At 33.9% G+C, this 21,374-nt stretch carries 18 protein-coding genes; 8 read left to right on the top strand and 10 right to left on the bottom strand.

From position 1 onward, the window contains the following. Window positions 1-47: 47 nt before the first annotated feature. Window positions 48-1,106, bottom strand: coding sequence for a putative type IX sorting system protein PorV2 (locus KAOT1_RS05765; RefSeq protein WP_083777290.1), 1,059 nt, complete (start codon window positions 1,104-1,106; stop codon window positions 48-50). A 142-nt stretch (window positions 1,107-1,248) separates the two neighbouring features. On the opposite strand from KAOT1_RS05765, the gene KAOT1_RS05760 reads away from it, so the two are divergent. Continuing rightward, the gene (locus KAOT1_RS05760) at window positions 1,249-2,001 is read left to right on the top strand and encodes a CDP-alcohol phosphatidyltransferase family protein (protein ID WP_007093798.1); all 753 of its coding nucleotides are present in this window, start codon (window positions 1,249-1,251) and stop codon (window positions 1,999-2,001) included. An 18-nt stretch (window positions 2,002-2,019) separates the two neighbouring features. Here the strand turns inward: KAOT1_RS05760 and lptB are convergent, their stop codons facing one another. From lptB to KAOT1_RS05740, 4 genes are all read right to left on the bottom strand, one after another. After that, window positions 2,020-2,778, bottom strand: coding sequence for an LPS export ABC transporter ATP-binding protein (gene lptB / locus KAOT1_RS05755; protein WP_007093797.1), 759 nt, complete (start codon window positions 2,776-2,778; stop codon window positions 2,020-2,022). A 251-nt stretch (window positions 2,779-3,029) separates the two neighbouring features. Next, window positions 3,030-3,377 carry a carboxymuconolactone decarboxylase family protein gene (locus KAOT1_RS05750; RefSeq protein WP_007093796.1) on the bottom strand — a complete coding sequence of 116 codons (348 nt, stop codon included), beginning with the start codon at window positions 3,375-3,377 and terminating at the stop codon, window positions 3,030-3,032. After that, window positions 3,370-4,188, bottom strand: a complete 819-nt coding sequence (gene tatC / locus KAOT1_RS05745; RefSeq protein WP_007093795.1) for a twin-arginine translocase subunit TatC — start codon at window positions 4,186-4,188, stop codon at window positions 3,370-3,372. The genes KAOT1_RS05750 and tatC overlap by 8 nt, the downstream gene beginning before the upstream one ends. Beyond that, window positions 4,188-5,156, bottom strand: coding sequence for a KpsF/GutQ family sugar-phosphate isomerase (locus KAOT1_RS05740; RefSeq protein ID WP_007093794.1), 969 nt, complete (start codon window positions 5,154-5,156; stop codon window positions 4,188-4,190). The genes tatC and KAOT1_RS05740 overlap by 1 nt, the downstream gene beginning before the upstream one ends. Window positions 5,157-5,241: 85 nt before the next feature. Between KAOT1_RS05740 and recQ the strand changes: the two genes are divergently transcribed. Beyond that, window positions 5,242-7,440 (top strand): DNA helicase RecQ, encoded by a 2,199-nt coding sequence (gene recQ, locus KAOT1_RS05735; protein ID WP_007093793.1) that lies wholly within the window; start codon window positions 5,242-5,244, stop codon window positions 7,438-7,440. Between the two features lie 109 nt (window positions 7,441-7,549). On the opposite strand, the gene KAOT1_RS05730 is transcribed toward recQ, so the two are convergent. The 3 genes from KAOT1_RS05730 to KAOT1_RS22765 all read right to left on the bottom strand — a co-directional run bounded on the left by KAOT1_RS05730 (window position 7,550) and on the right by KAOT1_RS22765 (window position 10,525). Next, a complete protein-coding gene (locus KAOT1_RS05730) occupies window positions 7,550-8,221 on the bottom strand; it encodes a response regulator (protein WP_007093792.1) in 672 nt (223 codons plus the stop codon). A 19-nt stretch (window positions 8,222-8,240) separates the two neighbouring features. After that, the gene (locus KAOT1_RS05725) at window positions 8,241-10,238 is read right to left on the bottom strand and encodes a tetratricopeptide repeat-containing sensor histidine kinase (RefSeq protein WP_007093791.1); all 1,998 of its coding nucleotides are present in this window, start codon (window positions 10,236-10,238) and stop codon (window positions 8,241-8,243) included. A gap of 116 nt (window positions 10,239-10,354) precedes the next feature. After that, complete coding sequence (locus KAOT1_RS22765) at window positions 10,355-10,525, bottom strand: hypothetical protein (RefSeq protein ID WP_007093790.1); 171 nt, start codon at window positions 10,523-10,525, stop codon at window positions 10,355-10,357. 457 nt (window positions 10,526-10,982) lie between these two features. Here KAOT1_RS22765 and KAOT1_RS05720 point away from each other — a divergent pair, with 457 nt between their 5' ends. Continuing rightward, window positions 10,983-11,915, top strand: a complete 933-nt coding sequence (locus KAOT1_RS05720; protein ID WP_007093789.1) for a peptidylprolyl isomerase — start codon at window positions 10,983-10,985, stop codon at window positions 11,913-11,915. 52 nt (window positions 11,916-11,967) lie between these two features. Then, complete coding sequence (locus tag KAOT1_RS05715; protein WP_007093788.1) at window positions 11,968-12,504, top strand: YfiT family bacillithiol transferase; 537 nt, start codon at window positions 11,968-11,970, stop codon at window positions 12,502-12,504. 288 nt (window positions 12,505-12,792) lie between these two features. On the opposite strand, the gene KAOT1_RS05710 is transcribed toward KAOT1_RS05715, so the two are convergent. Beyond that, window positions 12,793-13,350, bottom strand: a complete 558-nt coding sequence (locus KAOT1_RS05710) for a thioredoxin family protein (protein WP_007093786.1) — start codon at window positions 13,348-13,350, stop codon at window positions 12,793-12,795. Between the two features lie 44 nt (window positions 13,351-13,394). On the opposite strand from KAOT1_RS05710, the gene KAOT1_RS05705 reads away from it, so the two are divergent. Next, on the top strand, window positions 13,395-13,730 hold the full coding sequence (locus tag KAOT1_RS05705) for a tRNA-binding protein (RefSeq protein ID WP_007093785.1): 336 nt from the start codon (window positions 13,395-13,397) through the stop codon (window positions 13,728-13,730). A gap of 151 nt (window positions 13,731-13,881) precedes the next feature. Here the strand turns inward: KAOT1_RS05705 and KAOT1_RS05700 are convergent, their stop codons facing one another. Next, the gene (locus tag KAOT1_RS05700) at window positions 13,882-16,407 is read right to left on the bottom strand and encodes a M14 family metallopeptidase (protein ID WP_007093784.1); all 2,526 of its coding nucleotides are present in this window, start codon (window positions 16,405-16,407) and stop codon (window positions 13,882-13,884) included. A 373-nt stretch (window positions 16,408-16,780) separates the two neighbouring features. Here KAOT1_RS05700 and ychF point away from each other — a divergent pair, with 373 nt between their 5' ends. The 3 genes from ychF to KAOT1_RS05685 all read left to right on the top strand — a co-directional run bounded on the left by ychF (window position 16,781) and on the right by KAOT1_RS05685 (window position 21,369). Then, window positions 16,781-17,872, top strand: coding sequence for a redox-regulated ATPase YchF (gene ychF, locus KAOT1_RS05695; protein ID WP_007093783.1), 1,092 nt, complete (start codon window positions 16,781-16,783; stop codon window positions 17,870-17,872). Window positions 17,873-18,570: 698 nt separating this feature from the next. Then, window positions 18,571-19,371 carry a hypothetical protein gene (locus tag KAOT1_RS05690; RefSeq protein WP_007093782.1) on the top strand — a complete coding sequence of 267 codons (801 nt, stop codon included), beginning with the start codon at window positions 18,571-18,573 and terminating at the stop codon, window positions 19,369-19,371. A gap of 141 nt (window positions 19,372-19,512) precedes the next feature. Beyond that, window positions 19,513-21,369, top strand: coding sequence for a DNA topoisomerase IV subunit B (locus KAOT1_RS05685; protein ID WP_007093781.1), 1,857 nt, complete (start codon window positions 19,513-19,515; stop codon window positions 21,367-21,369). Window positions 21,370-21,374 lie beyond the last annotated feature (5 nt).

Genomic DNA, 21,374 nt, shown 5'->3' with positions numbered 1-21,374 from the left:
TATTTTTATGTTAAAGCTAGATTTTAAATGCTAGAAAGAAATGTTTTTTATCTGAATAAACTCCAGTCAATTTTTAATGAGAATACATTAGAATATACTGCCGCGCTTTGATCGCCAATGTCCGTTAGTGCGTAATCAACTTGAATTCCTTTGTATTTAAAACCAATTCCAATATTTGGTTGAAACGTTAAAGATTCAGACCCGAAGTTGTTTTCGTTTTGAAAGTTTCCAACACCAGCACGCAAAAACACCAAATCTGTATAGGCAAATTGCAATCCGACCGCAGGTGTAATACTTGCAAACGATGTAGAAATAACATCATTTGTTTCTGCAAAACGCATGTTTAAATCCACTTCCGCTGTAAGCGAATAATCGTAATTAAAAGTAAATGTTCGCGCCACTCCAAGTTGTAGTTTTGGAATGGTAATTTCTGTAGTTTCAGGCAAATCCTGCTCTGGAATTTGATCGCTTACATCATTGAATAAATCTTCATCAATGCTCCATGTGTTGAAAGTTGTGGTGATATCACGCGCCATCAATCCGAATTTCCAGTCTTTATGTCTGAATTGCAATCCGAAGTCAAAACCAAATCCCCAAGAAGAAGCGAAATCGCCAATAACTCTACGAATTACTTTGGCATTTACTCCATAATTTAGTCCTTGTACGGGCATTCTACGCGCGTATGAAAAGGTGATTCCGTAATCGGCAGCAGAGAAAAGACTGACTCTATTGAAATCAATATTTCCTTGACTGTCAATTAATTGTGTTGTGTTTAAAATATCGTCAACACCAAAACGGATTAGTGAAATTCCCCAAGCACTTCTATCGTCAATTGGCATTGCAAACGCAGCATAGTCATACAGCGCAATATTTGCAAAATAACTAGAGTGCATTAAGGCAATTTGTTTGTCTTCTAGTTGCACCAATCCCGCAGGATTCCAGTAACCAGAGTTTACATCACCAATGTTTGCTACAACAGCATTTCCCATACCAAAAGCGCCAGCATCGACACCAATATTCATAAATTCATTGGAATATTTAGCAACAGATTGACCGTTTGCTAGGTGGGCAAATATTATAAAGAGGAATACAAATAACTTTTTCAAGAGTGTAATTTTTATACAAATATGCGATTTTCTACCCTAATAAACTCAAAAAATACGTAGATATTGTCTTGATTTGATTAACATTTGCACTTTTCTCTATAGAGTTTGCAAAGTTTAATTATTTTTACAAAAAATCGTTTTTATGAATATCAAAAAACACATTCCTAATTTTATCACGTTATTGAATTTATTTTGTGGTTGTTTGGCCGTTATATTTGCAGTGAAAAATCAGTTGGAAATTGCTGCATTTTTTGTGTTTTTAGGAATTTTCTTTGATTTTTTTGATGGCTTGGCAGCCAGATTGTTAAAGGTGCAAAGTGAATTGGGTTTACAGTTAGATTCTTTAGCGGATATGGTAACCAGTGGTGTTGTTCCTGGAATTGTCATGTATCAGTTATTCAATAAAGCTTTAGGAATACATGAGAAAGTACACGACGGGCATTCTTGGTCAGATTCGTGGCATTGGTTTCAGAATGAAGTGCATGTATTGCCTTTGTTTGGCTTATTGATTGCGTTGGCTTCTGCGTATCGTTTGGCAAAATTTAATATTGATGAAAATCAAACTTCTTCTTTTATAGGTTTGCCAACACCTGCCAACACCTTGTTAATTATGTCGTTTCCATTAATTTTAGCATATCAAGGAAGTAATTTGATTCATCCAGATGTTATCATTTTAAACAAATGGTTTTTAATTGGAATGACCCTTTTAAGTTGTTATTTATTGAATGCTAAAATTCCGTTATTCGCTTTAAAATTTAAGGATTGGAGTTTTAAAAATAACATGATAAAGTATCTTTTTATCATAACTTGTATTTTGCTGTTGATCTTTTTACACTTTTTAGCAATTCCAATCATTATTTTATTGTATGTATTGCTTTCTTTGGTAAAAAAGTAGTCTTTAGACAGTCACTTTTTACTGATCTATTTTTTTCTCGAAATCCAGTTTCTTTTCGCGCAATTCGAAGTTTTGACCTAAATACACTTTTCGAACCATTTCGTCTTCTGCCAATTCTTTTGGTTTTCCTGCTTTTAGAATGTTTCCTTCAAACATTAAGTAGGTTCTATCAGTAATCGCTAACGTTTCTTGTACGTTGTGATCTGTGATAAGGATTCCAATATTTTTGTTTTTTAAATGTGCTATGATTCGTTGAATGTCTTCTACGGCAACCGGATCGACTCCTGCAAAAGGTTCATCCAACAATACAAATTTAGGATCTGTTGCCAAAGCACGAGCAATTTCGGTACGTCTTCGTTCTCCACCAGAAAGTAAATCGCCTCGGTTTTTGCGAATGTGTCCCAAGCCAAATTCTTCAATCAAAGATTCCATTTTCATATGTTGTTCTTTCTTTGACAATTTGGTAAGTTGTAATACACTTAGAATATTTTCTTCAATGCTCAATTTGCGAAAAACAGAAGCTTCTTGCGCCAAATATCCAATTCCGTTTTGCGCACGTTTGTACATGGGAAACTTGGTGATTTCCATATCATCCAAAAAGATTTTTCCGCCATTGGGTTTAATCAATCCTACAATCATATAGAAAGAAGTTGTTTTTCCAGCTCCGTTTGGACCTAACAATCCAACGATTTCTCCTTGATTTACCTCAAGAGAAATACCTTTTACAACTTTTCGCCCTTTGTAGGACTTCATGATACTATCGGCTCTTAAAATCATATAATTTGGTCATTATGAATGGTAAAAATACTAATTTCAACAAAATGCTGATACTTTTTAATACGAAATTAACTTTGGTAGTTATTTAGTTGTTTGCAAAAATCTATAACCTGACAAAGTTTAATGTTTTAAACTATTAATCGACAGAGAATAAACAACTAAGTTCATAGCCTAAAAACGTCTCAAAATAGCAAAGTGACAAGTCTAAAAGCGCAGCGATCTAACATCAAATAGCGCAGCGGTCTAAATATCTAATTTTGTGCTTCCAACGCATCCCAATATTCATAAGCTCTACGCAAATGTGGAATTACGATTGTTCCGCCAATTAGTGTTGCAATACTTAAGGTTTCTACCACTTTTTCTTTGCTCAAACCTTCGTTGTAGCAAGATTCTAGGTGATATTTGATACAATCGTCACAACGCAATACGGTAGAAGCTACCAAACCTAGTAACTCTTTCGTTTGCACATCCAAGGCGCCAGCAGTAAATGCATTGGTATCTAAATTAAAGATACGTTTAATAATTTTGTTGTTATCTGCTAAAATTTTATCGTTCATTTTAGCTCTGTAAGCGTTAAATTCTTCTACTTGATTAGCCATTTTTTAGTTTCTTTTTTAAATTTTTCTCAACTCTTTTAGATATTACAATTCCTATTTCATATAAAATTAAGATTGGAATTGCTACTACAATTTGACTCGCAACATCTGGCGGTGTAATGATGGCAGCAAGAATCAATACAATTACCAACGCATGTTTTCTGTATTTGCGCAAGAATGTTGGCGTGATTAATCCTAATTTTGATAAGAAATAGATGATTAGTGGTAATTCGAAAACGAGCGAAACTCCCAATAATGTGTTTGTTAGTAAGCTGATGTGCGATTGTACTTTGATCGTATTTTTAATTCCTTCTGAAATTTGAAAATTATAAAAGAAGTAGGAAGACATTGGCATAATTACGTAGTAACTAAATAGCAAACCTACAAAGAATAGGAGTGAAGCAAAAAAGATGAACCACCTCGATTTTTTGCGTTCTTTTGGACTCAATCCTGGTGCGACAAAACGCCATAATTCGAATATAATATAAGGAAATGCAAAAATGAATCCTAATATTAATGCTGACCAAATTGCCATGGTAAATTGACCTGTTACGTCTGTGTTAATCAGTTCATCATCAAATGTTAATCCGCAAAAGTCACTATCAACTCCAATTAGTTGAAACGTATCACAGAAAAAATGATAGGTTACAAAATCTCCATCTAAATGAACAATGAGTAAGTTTTTGTAAATGGGTTGAATAAATACAAATACAACACACGCAATGATAAATATCGCAGCAAAGCTTCGAATTAAGTGCCATCTCAGTTCTTCTAAGTGATCTAAGAATGACATTTCGTTTTTATTTTTCCCCATTATAGTATTCCTTCTTTTACTAAATCATGCAAATGTACGATTCCTGCGTATTTTCCTTGCGCTTCTACCATTAATTGTGAAATTCCGTTGTCTTCCATCACTTCCAAAGCTTCCACAGCCATGGCGTCATTTTCTATTCGTTTTGGATTGGATGACATGATGTCTTTTGCTGTGAGGTTTCCGATGAAATCATTATTGGACAACATACGTCGAATATCTCCATCAGTAATGACTCCAATAATTTCTTCCGCATCGTTGATAACTGCCGTTGCGCCCAACATTCCTTTAGAAATTTCCACAATTACATCTTTTACAGAACTATCGGCAAAAACTTTTGGCTTCTGATTTACGGAAGACATATCATTGACACGCAAGTATAATTTTTTACCCAACGCGCCACCAGGATGATATTTTGCAAAATCTTTGCTTGAAAATCCGCGTAATTCTAACAAACAGATCGCTAGTGCATCACCTAAAACCAATTGTGCTGTTGTGCTGGTGGTTGGTGCCAATCCGTTTGGACAAGCTTCTTTTTCAACATAGGCATGCAACACATAATCGGCTTGTGTTCCCAGAAATGATTCTCTGTTGGAAGTAATGGCGATTAATTTATTTTCACTGTTCTTAATTAACGGAACTAACACTTTAATTTCTGGCGTATTACCACTTTTTGAAATACAAATTACGGTATCGTGCTCCTGAATGATTCCTAAATCACCATGAATTGCATCTGCGGCATGCATAAAAATGGCTGGTGTTCCTGTAGAATTTAGCGTTGCTACAATTTTTGTGGCAATATTTGCGCTTTTTCCAATTCCAGTTACAACGACTCTACCGTTTGAGTTGTAGATATAAGACACTGCTTCGGCAAACTCATCATCAATTAAAGAGATTAAATTTTTTATTGCATTATATTCTGTTTCAATGGTTTGCTTGGCAGCACTAATAATACTATCTTTATATTTCAAAATGAATAAATTTAAAAATTGTTGTTACTAAAGAAAATAGTATCTTTAGTGTATGCAAATGTATGTAAAATAGTAAAAAGATAGAATGAGTTTAGTAGAAATTGACTTATACAAGGAACTAAAGAAGCACTTCGGGTTCGGTCAATTCAAAGGACTACAGGAAGAAGTTATTAAAAGCATTATCAGCAATAAGAACACCTTTGTTATTATGCCAACTGGTGGAGGTAAATCATTATGTTACCAATTGCCAGCCTTAATGAAAGAAGGTACTGCTATTGTTGTTTCTCCCCTAATCGCCTTAATGAAGAACCAAGTAGACGCTTTACGTGGAATTTCATCACAAGATGGAATTGCCCATGTATTAAATTCTTCGCTTACAAAAGCGGAAACAAGACAAGTAAAGGAAGATATTACTAATGGAATTACAAAATTATTGTATGTAGCACCAGAATCACTAACGAAAGAAGAAAATGTAGCGTTTTTACGAACGGTACAGATTTCCTTTATGGCAGTTGATGAAGCCCATTGTATTTCAGAATGGGGACACGATTTTCGTCCTGAATACAGAAATTTAAAAAATATCATCGGTAAAATAGGAGATAATATTCCTATAATTGGCTTGACTGCAACTGCAACGCCAAAAGTGCAAGAAGACATTCTTAAAAATTTAGGAATGACAGATGCTAACACTTTCAAGGCTTCGTTTAACAGACCTAATTTATACTACGAGGTACGACCAAAAACGAAAGATGTTGATGCCGATATTATTCGCTTCATCAAACAAAATCAAGGAAAAAGTGGTATTGTATATTGTTTGAGTAGGAAACGTGTAGAAGAATTGGCGCAAGTACTTCAGGTAAACGGAATTAACGCAGTTCCGTATCATGCAGGTTTAGATCCAAAAAAACGGGCAAAACATCAAGATATGTTTTTAATGGAAGATTGCGATGTTGTGGTGGCTACGATTGCTTTTGGGATGGGAATTGACAAACCAGACGTTCGTTTTGTGATTCATCATGATATTCCAAAAAGTATTGAAAGTTACTATCAAGAAACAGGTAGAGCAGGGCGTGATGGTGGTGAAGGTCATTGTTTGGCTTTTTATGCTTATAAAGATATTGAGAAGCTAGAAAAATTTATGTCTGGAAAACCTGTGGCAGAACAGGAAATTGGGCATGCGTTATTGCAAGAAGTTGTCGCTTACGCGGAAACGTCTATTTCTAGAAGAAAATTTATATTACATTATTTCGGAGAAGAATTCCCTGAAAATGGAGAAGGAGCAGATATGGATGATAATGTCCGTAATCCGAAAAAGAAAGTAGAAGCACAAGACCAAGTTGTGGAGCTTTTACAAACGATTAAAAACACGAAACAAACGTACAAATCTCGTAATGTGGTTAATGTGTTAGTCGGAACAGAAAATGCTTTGATAAAATCGCACAAAACACATTTACAGCCATTTTTTGGTAGTGGGAAATCACATGATGATAAATATTGGATGGCATTAATTCGTCAAGTATTAGTCGCTGGTTTGTTGCGAAAAGATATTGAAACTTATGGTGTCATTAAATTGACAGATGCTGGTTTGGCATTTTTAGAAAATCCTGAATCTTTTATGATGACGGAAGATCATGATTTTGCGCAAGCAGCAGATAGTAGTATTATTACTGCCTCTAAAGGAAATGGTGCTGTAGCCGATCAGAAATTGATGGGCATGTTGAAGGATTTACGTAAAAAAGTTGCCAAACGTTTAGGTGTGCCGCCATTTGTTGTTTTTCAAGATCCTTCTTTGGAAGATATGGCGTTAAAGTACCCAATTTCGCTTGAGGAAATGAAGAATATTCATGGTGTTGGTGATGGAAAAGCGAAAAAGTATGGTAAAGATTTTATCGAATTTATCAAGAAATACGTTGATGAAAATGATATTGTTCGTCCTGATGATTTAGTAGTGAAAAGTACTGGAATGAATTCTGGACTTAAATTATATATCATTCAGAGTGTTGATAGAAAACTTCCTTTGGATGATATTGCCGCAGCAAAAGGGCTTGCAATGCCTGATTTCATTAAGGAAATGGAACAAATTGTTTACAGCGGAACGAAATTAAACATTAGTTATTGGATTGATGAAGTATTGGATGAAGATCAACAAGAGGAAATTCATGAATATTTTTTAGAATCTGAAAATGATAAGATTTCTGCCGCTTTGGAAGAATTTGATGGAGATTACGACGATGAAGAATTGCGTTTGTATCGCATCAAGTTTATTAGTGAAGTAGCGAATTAAGTTACAACATTATATAGTTAATAAAAGCTGTCTGAAAATTAAGAAACGTTAGTCTGAACTTGATTCGGTTTGACGAAATTCAAAATTTTCAGGCAGCTTTTATTATATGCTATAAAAATCCGGTGTTTCTTGCTTGTTCAAGTAGCGATTCGTCACCTTTCTTTTCAACATCAAATACTTCTTTTAAGTGTCTTTTACGCTTTTCTATGGCTGCCAACGACAATGGAATGTATTCGGTTAAATTTTTGGTTTTAATTCCTTTAGAAAGATGGAAAAGAATATTTCTGTCAATATCGTCTAAAACTACTTCGTTAATAATTCGCGTACGCAACAACTTTGTTACTGTGTGACTATAATATGGCGGATCTGTTAAGACAACTTGAAAAGCACGCATTAATTCATCGGAAGTGACGTCACTTTTCACTAGAAATCCATCGGGATTGATGTTTTTTAGAATATTGTGAATTCTGAAGTTGTTATTAAACATTGTAAGAATGACAACTTTAGTATCAGGAAGTAATTCTTTTACTTTAATTCCTAAATCTTCTCCTGAAATAATCTTTCCATCGCTTGATGGTGGAAGTTTTATATCTAAAAAAACAACATCATACGGAGTTCCTGTAGATGCGTTTTTAATTTTTGTATAAGCACCGTCGCAACTATCGGAAGTATCAATTCGCAATGTCATTTCATCAGAATTAATACCCAATAAGGCATTCTTATAGCCTTCGATAATCATTGGATGATCGTCTACAATTAATACTTTAATATCTTTATTCATATGATAAGGTTAAGTTCTTTTACGTCATTGGAACGTCAACACTAATTGAAGTTCCTTTACCAGGGATTGAATTGATTGTAAATTGCCCGTGAAGCAGTGTAACTCTCGATTTCATATTTTTAAGTCCAATACCACTACTTCTTTTCTCTTGGTCAAAACCAACGCCATCATCTTTAATGGTAAGTATAATATGATTGTCATTCTTTTTAAAATCAAGAACTACATTTTCTGCTTGCGCATACTTATTTATATTTTGGATAGACTCTTGAATAATACGGTAAATATTAATTTTTATATGCCCAGGAATGTCTGTCCAAATAATTTGATCGTCATCATCAATCTGATATTTAAAATTAGTTATTTTTGATTGTTCTTCCAAAAGATTTGCAATCATTGTACTGTAACTCGTTGTTTTATCGAAATTATCAAGACCTAATTCGTGAGAAATATTTCTTACTTCTTCCTCAATACTCTGCAACTCATTAATGTATTGTTCTCTTACTTTTTTAGAATTAGCATCATCTTTTGCGTTCAAACTACCTAAGCTGAGTCGTGTTCCAAACAATCTTCCCAAAACTCCATCGTGCAGTTCGAGAGAAATCCGTTCTTTTTCACGTTTTCTACCTTCTTCAATCTTGTCTTGTTGATCGATCATCAAGTTATAAATTTCTTCATTAGCAATCTGTTGTTGCTGTTCCATTTCTAGCTCTTTATTACGCGTACGCTGTTGAGTAATCACATAAATAAGGAATCCGAAAAAGATGAGCGCTGTTGAAATAGCTACAATCCATGTGTTTTGAAGGCTTAGTTTTTCATTTTGAGTTTTAACAGCGTCGGTTTCATAACGGATTCTTGTAAACTTATTTCTTATTGATCGTTCTTGTTTAACTAAACTATCATATAAAGAAATATGTCTTTCTAAATAAAAAGTATCTTTTTCAGGTTCGATTTTTGATAGCAGTTTATAAATATCTAAGAGATGATCGTATGATTTAATTTTTTTTGCTAATTCTTTTGCTTCATTAGCATATTTAGAACTCTGTACAGTGTCGTTTTTATGTAAATAAAACTCTGAAAGATGAAGTTTATTGATAACAATACCTGGAGATATATTTAGGCTGTCTCTAATTCTTAACGATTTGAGAAAAAGATTAGGTAACTCTGAAAAATCATTTAGTTTAAATTTTGAATAGGCAAGATTATCGGTCAATGTTGCATACAATCTTGGGTTTTTATGATACAGACTATCAAAACCTAAAGCATTAATATATTTTTCTATTGCTCTTTTATATTTTTTTTGATTCTCAAAAACGACTCCTATATTATTTAATGTAGTAGCTTCAAGAATATTTTTCCCTTTATCCTTTCTTAAATATTCCAAAGCAATATTGTGGTAGTTTATTGCCTGATCATATTCTTCAAGATTATTAAAAATGATCCCCAAATTATTATAACATAAGTATAGTTTATCATATTTCTTTAGAGGTTTAAATATTTCAATTGCTTTAATTGTTGTAACATCACTACCAACATAATCTTTTATGTTTCTTTGAATAATTCCCATGTTATACAACATTCTTCCTGAATAGTAGAAATTATCAATTTCTTCATAAATTTTTTGAGCATCATAATAATAATGATATGCACTATCATATATATTATTAGTCATGTACATGTATGCTAATCTGTTATAGGATTTAGCTATATTAGAAGAATCATTTAGTTTCCTAGATAAGTTTAGAGCTTCCTCATTAAAGAACCTAAAATTTATAGAATCATTAATTTGTCTGTATTCTAGGGAAATTTTTAAGAGGTATTTGTTTCTAATCGAATCTTCTTCAATCAGGTCAATAAAATTAGAAACCTTTAAGAGTAATTGTTTTTTTGTATGAATAGGAGTGAGTTTATCATCGACTTTGTCAAACAAAATGTCAATACTATCATTTATACCATTTTGTCCTATAGTTTTGTTTAAAGCTATAGTTAAAAATATTATAATACATAAATACTTTCTCATTATATGAAGCTAAAATTTCCTTATTCTTGCAATTTACAAAACTAGGTTGATTTTAAATAAAAAAAGTATACTCTGTCAACAGAGTATACTTATAAAATATGCTATCTAAAGTAAATTTATTCTCCTTCTTCTTCTCCATTATCAACCTCTCCTTCTTCATTTCCTGTCCCTGTCACATTTTCAAATACATTATCATCTCCAGCATCTGATGTGCTATTTGGCTCACATGCTATAAATCCTAAATTTACTACTAATAATAATGCGAATAATCCGAATACTTTTCTCATTTTGTTTAAATTTTAATTAAGTTACTAGTTTTTGTTATTATGGTTAAATCATTTTTTCCGAATGTTAAAAAAAAGTTCTTTCTAGATTAATTTTAGGTTTTTACCGTAATAATATTCCTATTTAAAACCATACTTTCGCCATGTATACACTTAATACTTTTTTTAGTATTTGTAGTTTTTTGGTTTCTTCTAGAATATAAAAGTCAATCCCTCATTTTTAAAACTTTCTTTGAACGTAAAATCAAGCTAATCAATTGATAATCAATAATTGTAACAAGACAGTTTTTTAACTTGATTTCAAAAATCAAGTTAAAATCAAAATTTTAAATCTCGCTACGGTTTTTCAGTAAAAGAAATACGGCTTTCCATTACTATTTGAGAGTAGAATATTTTTCGCTGTGTATTTCTTAATTGTATTTTGATGCGTATCTTCGCAACGTAAATTAAAATTATACAAATGGAAGACGGATTATACGCAAAATTTCATACCAGCAAAGGAGAAATCCTAGTAAGCCTAACTTATAAGAAAACCCCTGGAACTGTAGGTAACTTTGTTGCCCTTTCAGAAGGTCAATTGGAAAATAAAGCAAAACCTCAAGGAACACCATATTACGATGGACTTAAATTTCATAGAGTTATTCCAGATTTTATGATTCAAGGAGGTTGTCCCTTAGGAACTGGAACAGGTAGTCCAGGATATAATTTTGATGATGAAATTCATCCAGAGTTAACACACAGCGAACCTGGAGTTCTTTCTATGGCAAATGCCGGACCTGGAACGAATGGAAGTCAATTTTTTATTACACATGTTCCAACGCCTTGGTTAGATGGAAAACATACTGTTTTTGGTCATGTGGCTAGCGGACAAGAAGTGGTAGATACAATCGCACAAGGCGATACGATTGAAAAAGTAGAAATTATCAGACAAGGAGCAGATGCAGAAGCATTCAACGCGGTAGAAGCATTCAGATTGTTCAACGGAGCAAAAGCTGAAAGAGAAAAAGCAGCGAAAGAAAAAGCTGAAAAAGAATTGGATGAAATCGCAACTGGTTTTGATAAAACTGAAAGTGGATTACGTTATAAAATTATCCAAGAAGGCAACGGAACAAAAGCAGAAGCAGGGAAAACTGTTTTTGTACACTACAAAGGAATGTTTCCTGACGGTGGCGTTTTCGATTCTTCATACAGAACCAATACGCCAATCGATTTTCCATTAGGAGAAGGTAGAGTAATTCCTGGTTGGGATGAAGGAATCGCTTTGTTGAAAGTAGGAGATAAGGCACGATTTGTAGTTCCACCACATTTAGCATACGGAGCAAGAGGCGCTGGCGGTGTTATTCCACCAAATGCAACTTTAATGTTCGATGTCGAATTGATGGATGTAAAATAAAATTATATAAACGCTCTGAAAATCTCAGGGCGTTTTTTTAGCACCTAATATTATGAATTTAGAAGAATTAAAATATCCTATCGGGAAACCGCAAATTCCTGCACAAATTACCGAAGTATATATTTCAGAATGGATTCATGTATTAGAGAAGTTTCCGCAGAAGTTAGAAAACTTAGTAAAACAGCTCTCAGAAGCACAATTAGATACACAGTACCGACCTGATGGCTGGACAATTCGTCAAGTAATTCATCATGTGGCAGACAGTCATCATAATAGTTACACACGATTCAAATGGACTTTAACAGAAAATACACCAATAATCAAAGCCTATTATGAAGATCGTTGGGCTGAATTATTTGACAGCAAAAAAGCACCGATTGCACTTTCATTAGCTATGATAAAAGCATTGCATGCAAAATGGGTATACTTTCTAAAAGGTTTATCTATTTCCAATTTGGAACAAGTTTTTATCCATCCGGAAGGAAATGAAAAAGTTTCTCTCAAAGAAAACATCGGAATTTACGCTTGGCACTGCAAACATCATTATGCACATATTGAACAATTAATGATTCGAAAAGGCTGGAAGTAAACTTCGACTCCGCTCAGTTTACGTATTTCAATCTAACAGTCTAAAAACTAAGCGAGTCTAATTAATGTGGCAATTTGAAAATTTGAAAATGTATCAATTAGTTTCAAATAACATTCAAATTTATCTTATAAACGTATTTAAAATTAAAGACTTAGCATTTTAGATAAAAATCAAATAATAATCTCAGAAATAACCTTGAATCATTAAATTTTCAATCTTTGAATTGAGCGAAGCGAACCTAAAAACTAAGCAAGTCTAAAAAAGTAAAGTAGCTGAGCGAAGTCGAAGCTACGAAATCCACTTTATTCCACAACCAATACTCGGTTTCTGATCTGCTGTAATTTCCTCACCCTTCAATAGTGCATCCAATGCTTCTCGCATGTCTTTTCCTGTGATAGGAACTCCATTGTTTGGGCGTGAATCGTCTAATTGTCCACGATACACCAAAGAAAGTTTATCGTCAAAAATATAAAAATCGGGAGTACAAGCTGCTTTGTAAGCTCTGGCAACATTCTGACTTTCATCATATAAATAAACAAAAGGAAACTTTTCCTTCTTTGCATTTTTTTTCATCAAATCGGGCGCGTCATCAGGATAATTTTCTACATCATTACTAGAAATTGCAATAAAACCAATTCCTTTTCTCTTGTAATCATTTGCCAACTGAACCAATCCTTGATTCACATGTTTTACAAACGGACAATGATTACAAATAAACATAATTACAGTTCCTTTTTTTCCTTTTTCTTGATTGAGAAAAACATTTTCTTCAGAAATGGTGTCGTATAACATAAAATCGGGAGCTTTCGTACCTAGCGGAAGCATATTAGAAGGAGTAAGTGCCATTTGATATTTCGTTTTTATAGTATAAATTTACTCAAAAAAATATAATGGGAGATTTAACTTGGAATGAATTTGAAAAAGTAGATATGCGAATTGGGACGATTATCGAAGTGAACGATTTCCCAAAAGCCAGAAAACCAGCGTATCAACTTACGATTGATTTTGGTTCAGCAATCGGAATCAGAAAATCATCTGCACAAATTACCAAACGCTACACAAAGGAAGAATTACTAGGAAAGCAAATCATGGCAGTTATAAACTTTCCTAAAAAACAAATTGCTAATTTTTTCTCAGAATGTCTTGTACTGGGCGCAGTTGATGGTGATGATGTCATTTTAATGCAACCTTCTGCAAAAATTCCGAATGGATTGAAGATTTCGTAAAATACTCTTGCTTGTTTTTCATTTTTAGATATTGAAGTGATTTAAACTTTTAGAATTTAAGCGAAAATTAGAAGCTTAAATCACTTCACTGAATATTTATAAATTTCAAAATAAACCCAAAAGCAAAGCAACCCAAGACCCAAGACCCAAATCACATCATCCCTGAAAAGAAAATCGCGTTCATCAACAACTTATTTGTTCCGTACCAAAAAGCTCTAAAGTTAGTATTATCGGTAAAAACAATTACGCGTCCGCTTCCCATTCGTGAGGTTTGAAAAGGAACACTATTCTTCAAATGCTCTAAATTTTCTTCGGAAACATAACCACTCAACAACGGCTTGTTGGTATACTGAATCGGATTGTTATAACTTTTTTCATTCGGATTGATAAAAACAGTTGTATTTCGAAACATTGGCAATTCATCATGCAAATAGCCAAAGTTTATAGGATGTGAACGATCGATTTTGGTATTAAAAATTGCACCACCAATAACCTGTGCGCCATTATGATCGCGGCGTTGTTCAAAAGAAACATTCTTTGCGTCAATACCAGTCTTTTTAATATCTAACGAAATAAACTTGTTGCGACTTACATAATTTACAGCATTGCGATAGGCAATCAAAGTTCCACCGTTTTTTACCCAAGTTTTCAATTTTTGCGTAATATCATTCGGAAGTGAATATGTATTTGGTAAAATAAGATGTGTGTATTTCTCTAAATTCATTCGTCCAAATCGACGTGTATCAAGCTTGGTTAACGGAATTTCATAACGTTGATCGAACAAATGCCAAATTTCTCCAGCATCGTACGACGTAATTCCATCACCAACAAGCATCGCAATTTTTGGCTCGTTGATTGCTTCGAAATTGTTACTTCCCAAGTCAATTCCCTCGGTCAAACCAGAAGAAACTGCAGTAATATCCAAATGACTTTCTTTGGCTACATAGCTTAAAAACTGCTTCATCTCTTGCGCGCTTAATCGTTGATTTTGCACAGGAATCATAATCGTGCCATAATCGTAACGTGTACCTTCTAATGTAAACGGTTTCATGGCAACTTTTGCACGCAGTTTTTTCGCTTTAATTAATGCCAAGGCTTTTGGTGAGTAATACTCATTCCACTCAAAAACATACGCATAATTTCCACTTCCTTTTAGTGTTCCTGTTGGCATTTTTAACTCGTTAATTTCATTGCCAGCATTTGAAAGTGAACTCAAATTATCGTACGACAAATTAAACGCTAAAGGCAATGTCCATGCGGAAATATCATAAAATAAACTATCTTGAAACTGTGTACGTTTCTCAAAAATCGCATTAATCAATCGGCTTTGTCGTTGATTTCTAGGCACAACATAACTTGCACCTTTCTTATACGTTTTTCCATTCTGTGTAAAATCATTTTTTACCTCATGCACCGTAATTTTATGTCGTTTCAGCATTTCTGCCAAATGATATGCTTTTGCCGCATCTTTCTCATCACCAAACACATACGCGCGCGATTTAATTTCTGATGCTTCTTTTCTTGCATTTACATAAAATTGTTGTTGATATCGAAGAATAGAAGTGCGCATATTTTTGGCAGCTTCTAATGTAGACAATGCCGCGGTGAATTGATTTCGAATCGCAAACGGAAATGTCAACAAACCATTTTCACTCTCCTGAAGGTGTCCGCGTGCACTTCCTTGTTCAAACAAAATTCCAATACTTCCATTAATGTCAGGAAATGTAGAACCTTTTCCATAATAAAAATCGTCAAAACTTTCTTCAGTATAATACAACGAACCAATTTTATCAAAAGCTTTTGCGTGATACGTTGCAATTTCTTTCGTCAAATCTTGATTCATTTGCGGTGTTAATGGATGTGTTCTTGACGGAATTCCCGGTTGAAAGAAAAACGAAGAATTTGTTCCCATTTCATGATGATCTGTCAAAATATTAGGCATCCAACGATGAAATGTTTTAATTCTTGCTCTTGATTCTGGCAATTGTACAGGCAACCAATCTCTATTCATGTCAAACCAATAGTGATTTGTACGTCCGCGTGGCCAAGCTTCATCGTATTCTCTATCTTGCGGATCGCTAATTAAATGTTCGCTTTTGTGCATGTTTACCCAACCTGCAAAGCGTTGCAAACCATCAGGATTAAACGAAGGATCTAATAAAATTACAGTATTATTTAACAAATCATACACTTCAGTTCCTTCGGCAGCAGCCAAATAATAGGCGAGAAGCAAAGCAGCATTACTACCACTAGCTTCATTTCCGTGAATTGAAAATCCTTGGTATACCACAATTGGCATATTGGAAACAGCTGCGTTTTGTCCGCTACTTTCCGTCAAAGCAACATGCTCTTTACGAATATTCTCGATATTTTGATGATTTCTAGGCGAAGTAATAGTTAACAATAACAATGGACGATCTTCAAAAGTTTTCCCGCGATCTTCCAATATAATTCTATCGGAACTTTCCGCCAGTGCTTTCATATACATCACCAGCTTGTCGTGTGTTACATGCCATTTTCCAACAGGATGACCAATTACACTTTCGGGAGTTGGTATGCTTTTATTGTACGTAACATCTTGTGGTAAATAATAAGTAAGTAAATCTTTCTTTTGGGCATTCAGTATAAAAACACTTAAAAAGCACACAGAAAATACAAATTTCGATAATCGGGACATAAAATTGATTTGATTAGTTTATAACACAAAAATCAACTATTTACAATCGATTTCAAAACGGGAAAACCGTATTTAACAAAATTGAAGCAAAACAATACGTCAAAGAACGTGACAATTATTGAAGTCAATTACAAAGAATACAAGCTAAAAATGACTTTAAATTCTTTTTATAATCTATAATTTTAAGATTATATCATACAGTACAAGAAGCTTGAAGTTGTTACCCAAGAGAAATTAGGTTTTGGGTTTTGGATGTTTTGGTATTAAAATATTAAATATCCAAAACCTAATAGCAAAGCAACTAAAACCCAAATAAAATTACAATATCACCGCATAAATAGTATATTTGCACCACTAAATTTTTATCTATCACATGAAAGCTGGAATTGTAGGATTACCGAACGTTGGAAAATCAACCTTATTTAACTGTTTATCAAGCGCAAAGGCGCAAAGTGCAAACTTTCCTTTTTGTACAATTGAACCGAATCTAGGAGTTGTAAATGTACCAGATCCGAGATTGGAAAAACTAGAAGAATTGGTAAATCCGCAACGCGTTTTGCCTGCAACAGTAGAAATTGTTGATATCGCTGGTTTGGTTCGTGGTGCAAGTAAAGGTGAAGGTTTAGGGAATCAATTTCTTGGAAACATTCGCGAGTGCAACGCAATCATGCACGTTTTACGTTGTTTTGACAATGATAATATTGTGCATGTTGATGGAAGTGTAGATCCAATTCGTGACAAAGAAACGATTGATATTGAATTGCAATTAAAAGACCTTGAAACCGTTGAAAAGCGTTTAGAAAAGGTAAAACGAGCTGCAAAAACAGGAAACAAAGAAGCGCAAAAAGAACAAGCTACACTAGAAAAATTTAAAAATGCACTAGAGCAAGGAATCTCTGCAAGAGCTGTAGAAGTAACAGAAGATGAAGCAGAACTAATGAAAGGTTTTCAATTGCTCACAGCAAAACCAATACTATATGTATGTAATGTAGATGAAGCTTCGGCAAAATCTGGAAATGCATACGTAGAAAAAGTACGTGAAGCCGTAAAAGATGAAGACGCTGAAATCATTGTATTGGCAGTTGGAACAGAAGCAGACATTGCAGAATTGGAAGATTACGATGAGCGTCAAATGTTTTTAGAAGACATCGGATTGGAAGAACCAGGCGTTTCTCGCTTAATTCGTGCTGCATACAAACTCTTAGACTTACAAACCTATTTCACAGCAGGAGAAAAAGAAGTTCGCGCATGGACGATTAAAGTCGGTTCTACAGCTCCACAAGCAGCAGGCGTTATTCACACAGATTTTGAAAAAGGATTCATTCGTGCAGAAGTTATCAAATATGACGATTATGTAACCTATGAAACAGAAGCAAAAGTAAAAGAAGCTGGGAAGTTGGCAATAGAAGGGAAAACATATGTCGTCAATGATGGAGACGTAATGCATTTCCTTTTTAATGTATAAACACACATTTACATACGAAATATCAAAAACCTTCAAATTTAACTAGAAGGTTTTTTTGTTTTCCAAATCTATCATAAAAAACGATGTATTAACGAGAGTTCAACGTAAGAATTTTAGTTTGAAACTTTTCTTTTCCGCAGTATAGCAGGAGTTTTTCGTTAAAAATTTTCGAAACCTTGGAGAAATGTTAATTCATGAACTCCATAACTGAAAATAGAGCATGGTGAACTAAAATTTAGAAAAACTCATGCGGTTTTAGTTTTTCTCTAAAAGAAAAACTAAAAATACCTCTGGAAAAGTTCCCTTTCTTTTGTTTCTTTTCTTTGGGTAAGCAAAGAAAACGAAAATAAAACCCTAAAAATGAATTATATAGCAGAATTATTTCTAAAATTACTATAAATATAAATTGATTGATTTATATCGAACTGACGTATGTATTAAGATTAATTTTTGCTTACTCAAGGTATAAAATCAAAGAATAGCCAATCTGTTTGTAAATACACGAATTCGGGAAAAATATTCTATGTAAACCTTAGTAATTAGTACGATTGGTAATTTTAGTATTAATTGTAATGTCGAATTTTCGCTAGTAATCATTTCAAAAATAACAGAAAACAGTAATCTTTTTATAATATAACTGTAACGATTTAGATACATTCTGGTTGTACTTTTACGCTATAACCAAAAATTAGTATCTCATGAAAAAAATTACATTCGTATTAAGTGCATTACTCATGTTTTTTGCCGTTAATACACAAGCGCAACAATCTGTAATCGATGATTTAGATGAAACGTTCGATTCGGCAGAAGTTATCCGAATTGAAGCCAAAAGAGTCAAAGCAGCTTTAAAAACGCTAACGGTCGATTATTTAGTAAACAACAATCCAAATGCCGATGTGGCAACCTATCTACAAATTATGGATGGAAGCATGGAAGTTGTAGAAGAATTCAGTGATGAAGTAATCTATTACATCGGGCAAGCGGCGCAAGGAAACAGCAACATTGATCCTTCTAGCATTCAAAGTAAAGCCTCTACAATAGAAGGAAACGAAGATTTCGTACGAAACAAAAGTACTCTATTAGAAACTGCTATTCAGCAAAACGACAGAGGTACAGCAAGACAACTTATTCGTGAAATCAGAGGTTTCTTAAACACGCAAATTACATTAGCAAAAGAAATCAAAACTGAGGCAACTGATCTTAAATCGTTAGCAGTAACATACAATGTTCGTATTGAATTAGTAGACGAACGCTCAGGTGCTTCAGTTCCTGCGGGAACATTGCCAGGTTACGCTGCAACAAACCAAGACACAGGCGAAATTTTCTACACAGATCGTTACAACTATGACAGTTTTTTAAACTTACCAGCAGGAACGTATCGTTTTGATGCGTATGATGGTTATTTTGATGGTGCATCTAGCGCAATTGTAACGCTCGATCAAAGCTTGGTAGGAAGCGACGGATTCATCGTAGTAACACTCAGATATTGGTCTGAATAAAGACAATATTTAAAATACCTATTAAAAAAGCGCAATATTCACAAAATATTGCGCTTTTTGTTGATTAATTTAGTCCGTTCGGGTTTTATTTTTTGATAGTAAATAGTATATTAGCGACGAACCCTAATACTACTTCAATACATGTCGCAAAACTCACAATATTCAGAAGAAAACATACGTACACTTGACTGGCGCGAACATATCCGCACACGTCCAGGAATGTATATCGGAAAATTGGGAGATGGTTCTTCGGCAGATGATGGAATTTATATTTTAGTAAAAGAAGTTTTAGACAACTCTATTGATGAGTTTGTCATGGGTGTTGGAAAAACTATTGAAGTCTCCATTCAAGGAACTAAAGTAATTGTACGCGATTATGGTCGTGGAATTCCACTAGGAAAAGTAGTAGATGTTGTGTCTAAAATGAACACAGGAGCAAAATATGATTCCAAAGCCTTCAAAAAATCTGTAGGTTTAAACGGAGTTGGTACAAAAGCGGTTAATGCACTTTCTACATATTTTAGGGTTGAATCTACGCGTGACGGAAAATCAAGTGCAGCCGAATTTGCTACAGGTGTTTTAAAAGACAAAGAATTTCTAGAAGAAACATCGCGCAGACGCGGAACAAAAGTAACGTTCGTTCCAGATGAAACGATCTTTAAAAACTTTAAATTCCGTATGGAATACGTGGCAAAAATGCTGCGTAACTATGTCTATCTAAACCCTGGATTGACCATCATTTTTAATGGAGAAAAATTCTTCTCAGAAAATGGTTTAAAGGATCTTTTAGAAGACAACAACAATCAAGAAGACATGCTATATCCAATCATTCACTTAAAAGGTGATGACATTGAAGTAGCAATGACACATAGCAAAACACAGTACAGCGAAGAATATCATTCGTTTGTAAATGGTCAGCATACTACGCAAGGAGGAACGCATCAATCAGCATTTCGTGAAGCTATTGTAAAAACAATTCGCGATTTTTATGGAAAAAACTATGAAGCGTCTGACATTCGAAAATCAATCATTTCTGCCATTAGTATCAAAGTAATGGAACCCGTTTTTGAGTCGCAAACTAAAACAAAATTAGGTTCTACCGATATGGGAGGCGATTTGCCTACGGTTCGTACGTATGTGAATGATTTTATAGGTAAATATTTAGACAATTATTTACACAAAAATCCAGAAACAGCAGAAAAATTACAACGTAAAATTCTGCAAGCAGAACGCGAACGTAAAGAACTTTCTGGAATTCGAAAACTCGCTAAAGAACGTGCTAAAAAAGCGAGCTTGCACAACAAAAAACTGCGTGATTGCAGAATTCACTTAGGTGATGTAAAAAAAGACAGAAGACTCGAATCGACACTATTCATTACTGAGGGAGATTCTGCTTCGGGTTCTATCACAAAATCACGTGATGTAAATACACAAGCGGTTTTTAGCTTGCGCGGAAAACCCTTAAACTCATATGCAATGTCCAAAAAAATTGTATATGAAAATGAAGAATTCAATCTGTTACAAGCGGCATTAAACATAGAAGAATCTATGGAAGACTTGCGTTATAACAACATCGTAATCGCTACTGATGCCGATGTAGATGGAATGCATATACGTTTGTTACTCATTACATTCTTCTTACAATTTTTCCCAGAATTAATTAAAGAAGGACATTTGTATATCTTACAAACACCTTTGTTCAGAGTTCGAAATAAAAAAGAAACCATATACTGCTACAGTGAAGCAGAAAAACTAACCGCCATAGAAAAACTGTCCGGGAAACCAGAAATCACACGATTCAAAGGTTTGGGAGAAATCTCACCTGATGAATTCAAACATTTCATCGGAGACGACATTCGTCTCGATCCCGTAATGTTAGACAGAGAAACTTCCATTGAAGAATTATTGCAATTCTACATGGGAAAAAATACTCCAAATAGACAAGAATTTATTATTAACAATCTTAAGGTCGAACTAGATCTTATTGAAGAAAAATAATTGGG

The sequence above is a fragment of the Kordia algicida OT-1 genome, from assembly GCF_000154725.1.
In the GTDB taxonomy this organism is placed as follows: Bacteria; Bacteroidota; Bacteroidia; order Flavobacteriales; family Flavobacteriaceae; genus Kordia; species Kordia algicida.
Note: the sequence above shows the minus strand (reverse complement) of the source record. Positions and strands in the feature narration are given on the sequence as shown.

Bases quoted from the DNA above. Each gene is read 5' to 3' on its own strand.
- KAOT1_RS22765 (WP_007093790.1), bottom strand. From the start codon at position 10,525: ATGAGAAAAGTATTCGGATTATTCGCATTATTATTAGTAGTAAATTTA.
- KAOT1_RS05750 (WP_007093796.1), bottom strand. From the start codon at position 3,377: ATGGCTAATCAAGTAGAAGAATTTAACGCTTACAGAGCTAAAATGAAC.
- KAOT1_RS05710 (WP_007093786.1), bottom strand. From the start codon at position 13,350: ATGGCACTTACTCCTTCTAATATGCTTCCGCTAGGTACGAAAGCTCCC.
- ychF (WP_007093783.1), top strand. From the start codon at position 16,781: ATGAAAGCTGGAATTGTAGGATTACCGAACGTTGGAAAATCAACCTTA.
- KAOT1_RS05705 (WP_007093785.1), top strand. From the start codon at position 13,395: ATGGGAGATTTAACTTGGAATGAATTTGAAAAAGTAGATATGCGAATT.
- lptB (WP_007093797.1), bottom strand. From the start codon at position 2,778: ATGATTTTAAGAGCCGATAGTATCATGAAGTCCTACAAAGGGCGAAAA.
- recQ (WP_007093793.1), top strand. From the start codon at position 5,242: ATGAGTTTAGTAGAAATTGACTTATACAAGGAACTAAAGAAGCACTTC.
- KAOT1_RS05715 (WP_007093788.1), top strand. From the start codon at position 11,968: ATGAATTTAGAAGAATTAAAATATCCTATCGGGAAACCGCAAATTCCT.
- KAOT1_RS05760 (WP_007093798.1), top strand. From the start codon at position 1,249: ATGAATATCAAAAAACACATTCCTAATTTTATCACGTTATTGAATTTA.
- KAOT1_RS05725 (WP_007093791.1), bottom strand. From the start codon at position 10,238: ATGAGAAAGTATTTATGTATTATAATATTTTTAACTATAGCTTTAAAC.
- KAOT1_RS05720 (WP_007093789.1), top strand. From the start codon at position 10,983: ATGGAAGACGGATTATACGCAAAATTTCATACCAGCAAAGGAGAAATC.
- KAOT1_RS05690 (WP_007093782.1), top strand. From the start codon at position 18,571: ATGAAAAAAATTACATTCGTATTAAGTGCATTACTCATGTTTTTTGCC.
- KAOT1_RS05730 (WP_007093792.1), bottom strand. From the start codon at position 8,221: ATGAATAAAGATATTAAAGTATTAATTGTAGACGATCATCCAATGATT.
- KAOT1_RS05685 (WP_007093781.1), top strand. From the start codon at position 19,513: ATGTCGCAAAACTCACAATATTCAGAAGAAAACATACGTACACTTGAC.
- KAOT1_RS05700 (WP_007093784.1), bottom strand. From the start codon at position 16,407: ATGTCCCGATTATCGAAATTTGTATTTTCTGTGTGCTTTTTAAGTGTT.
- tatC (WP_007093795.1), bottom strand. From the start codon at position 4,188: ATGGGGAAAAATAAAAACGAAATGTCATTCTTAGATCACTTAGAAGAA.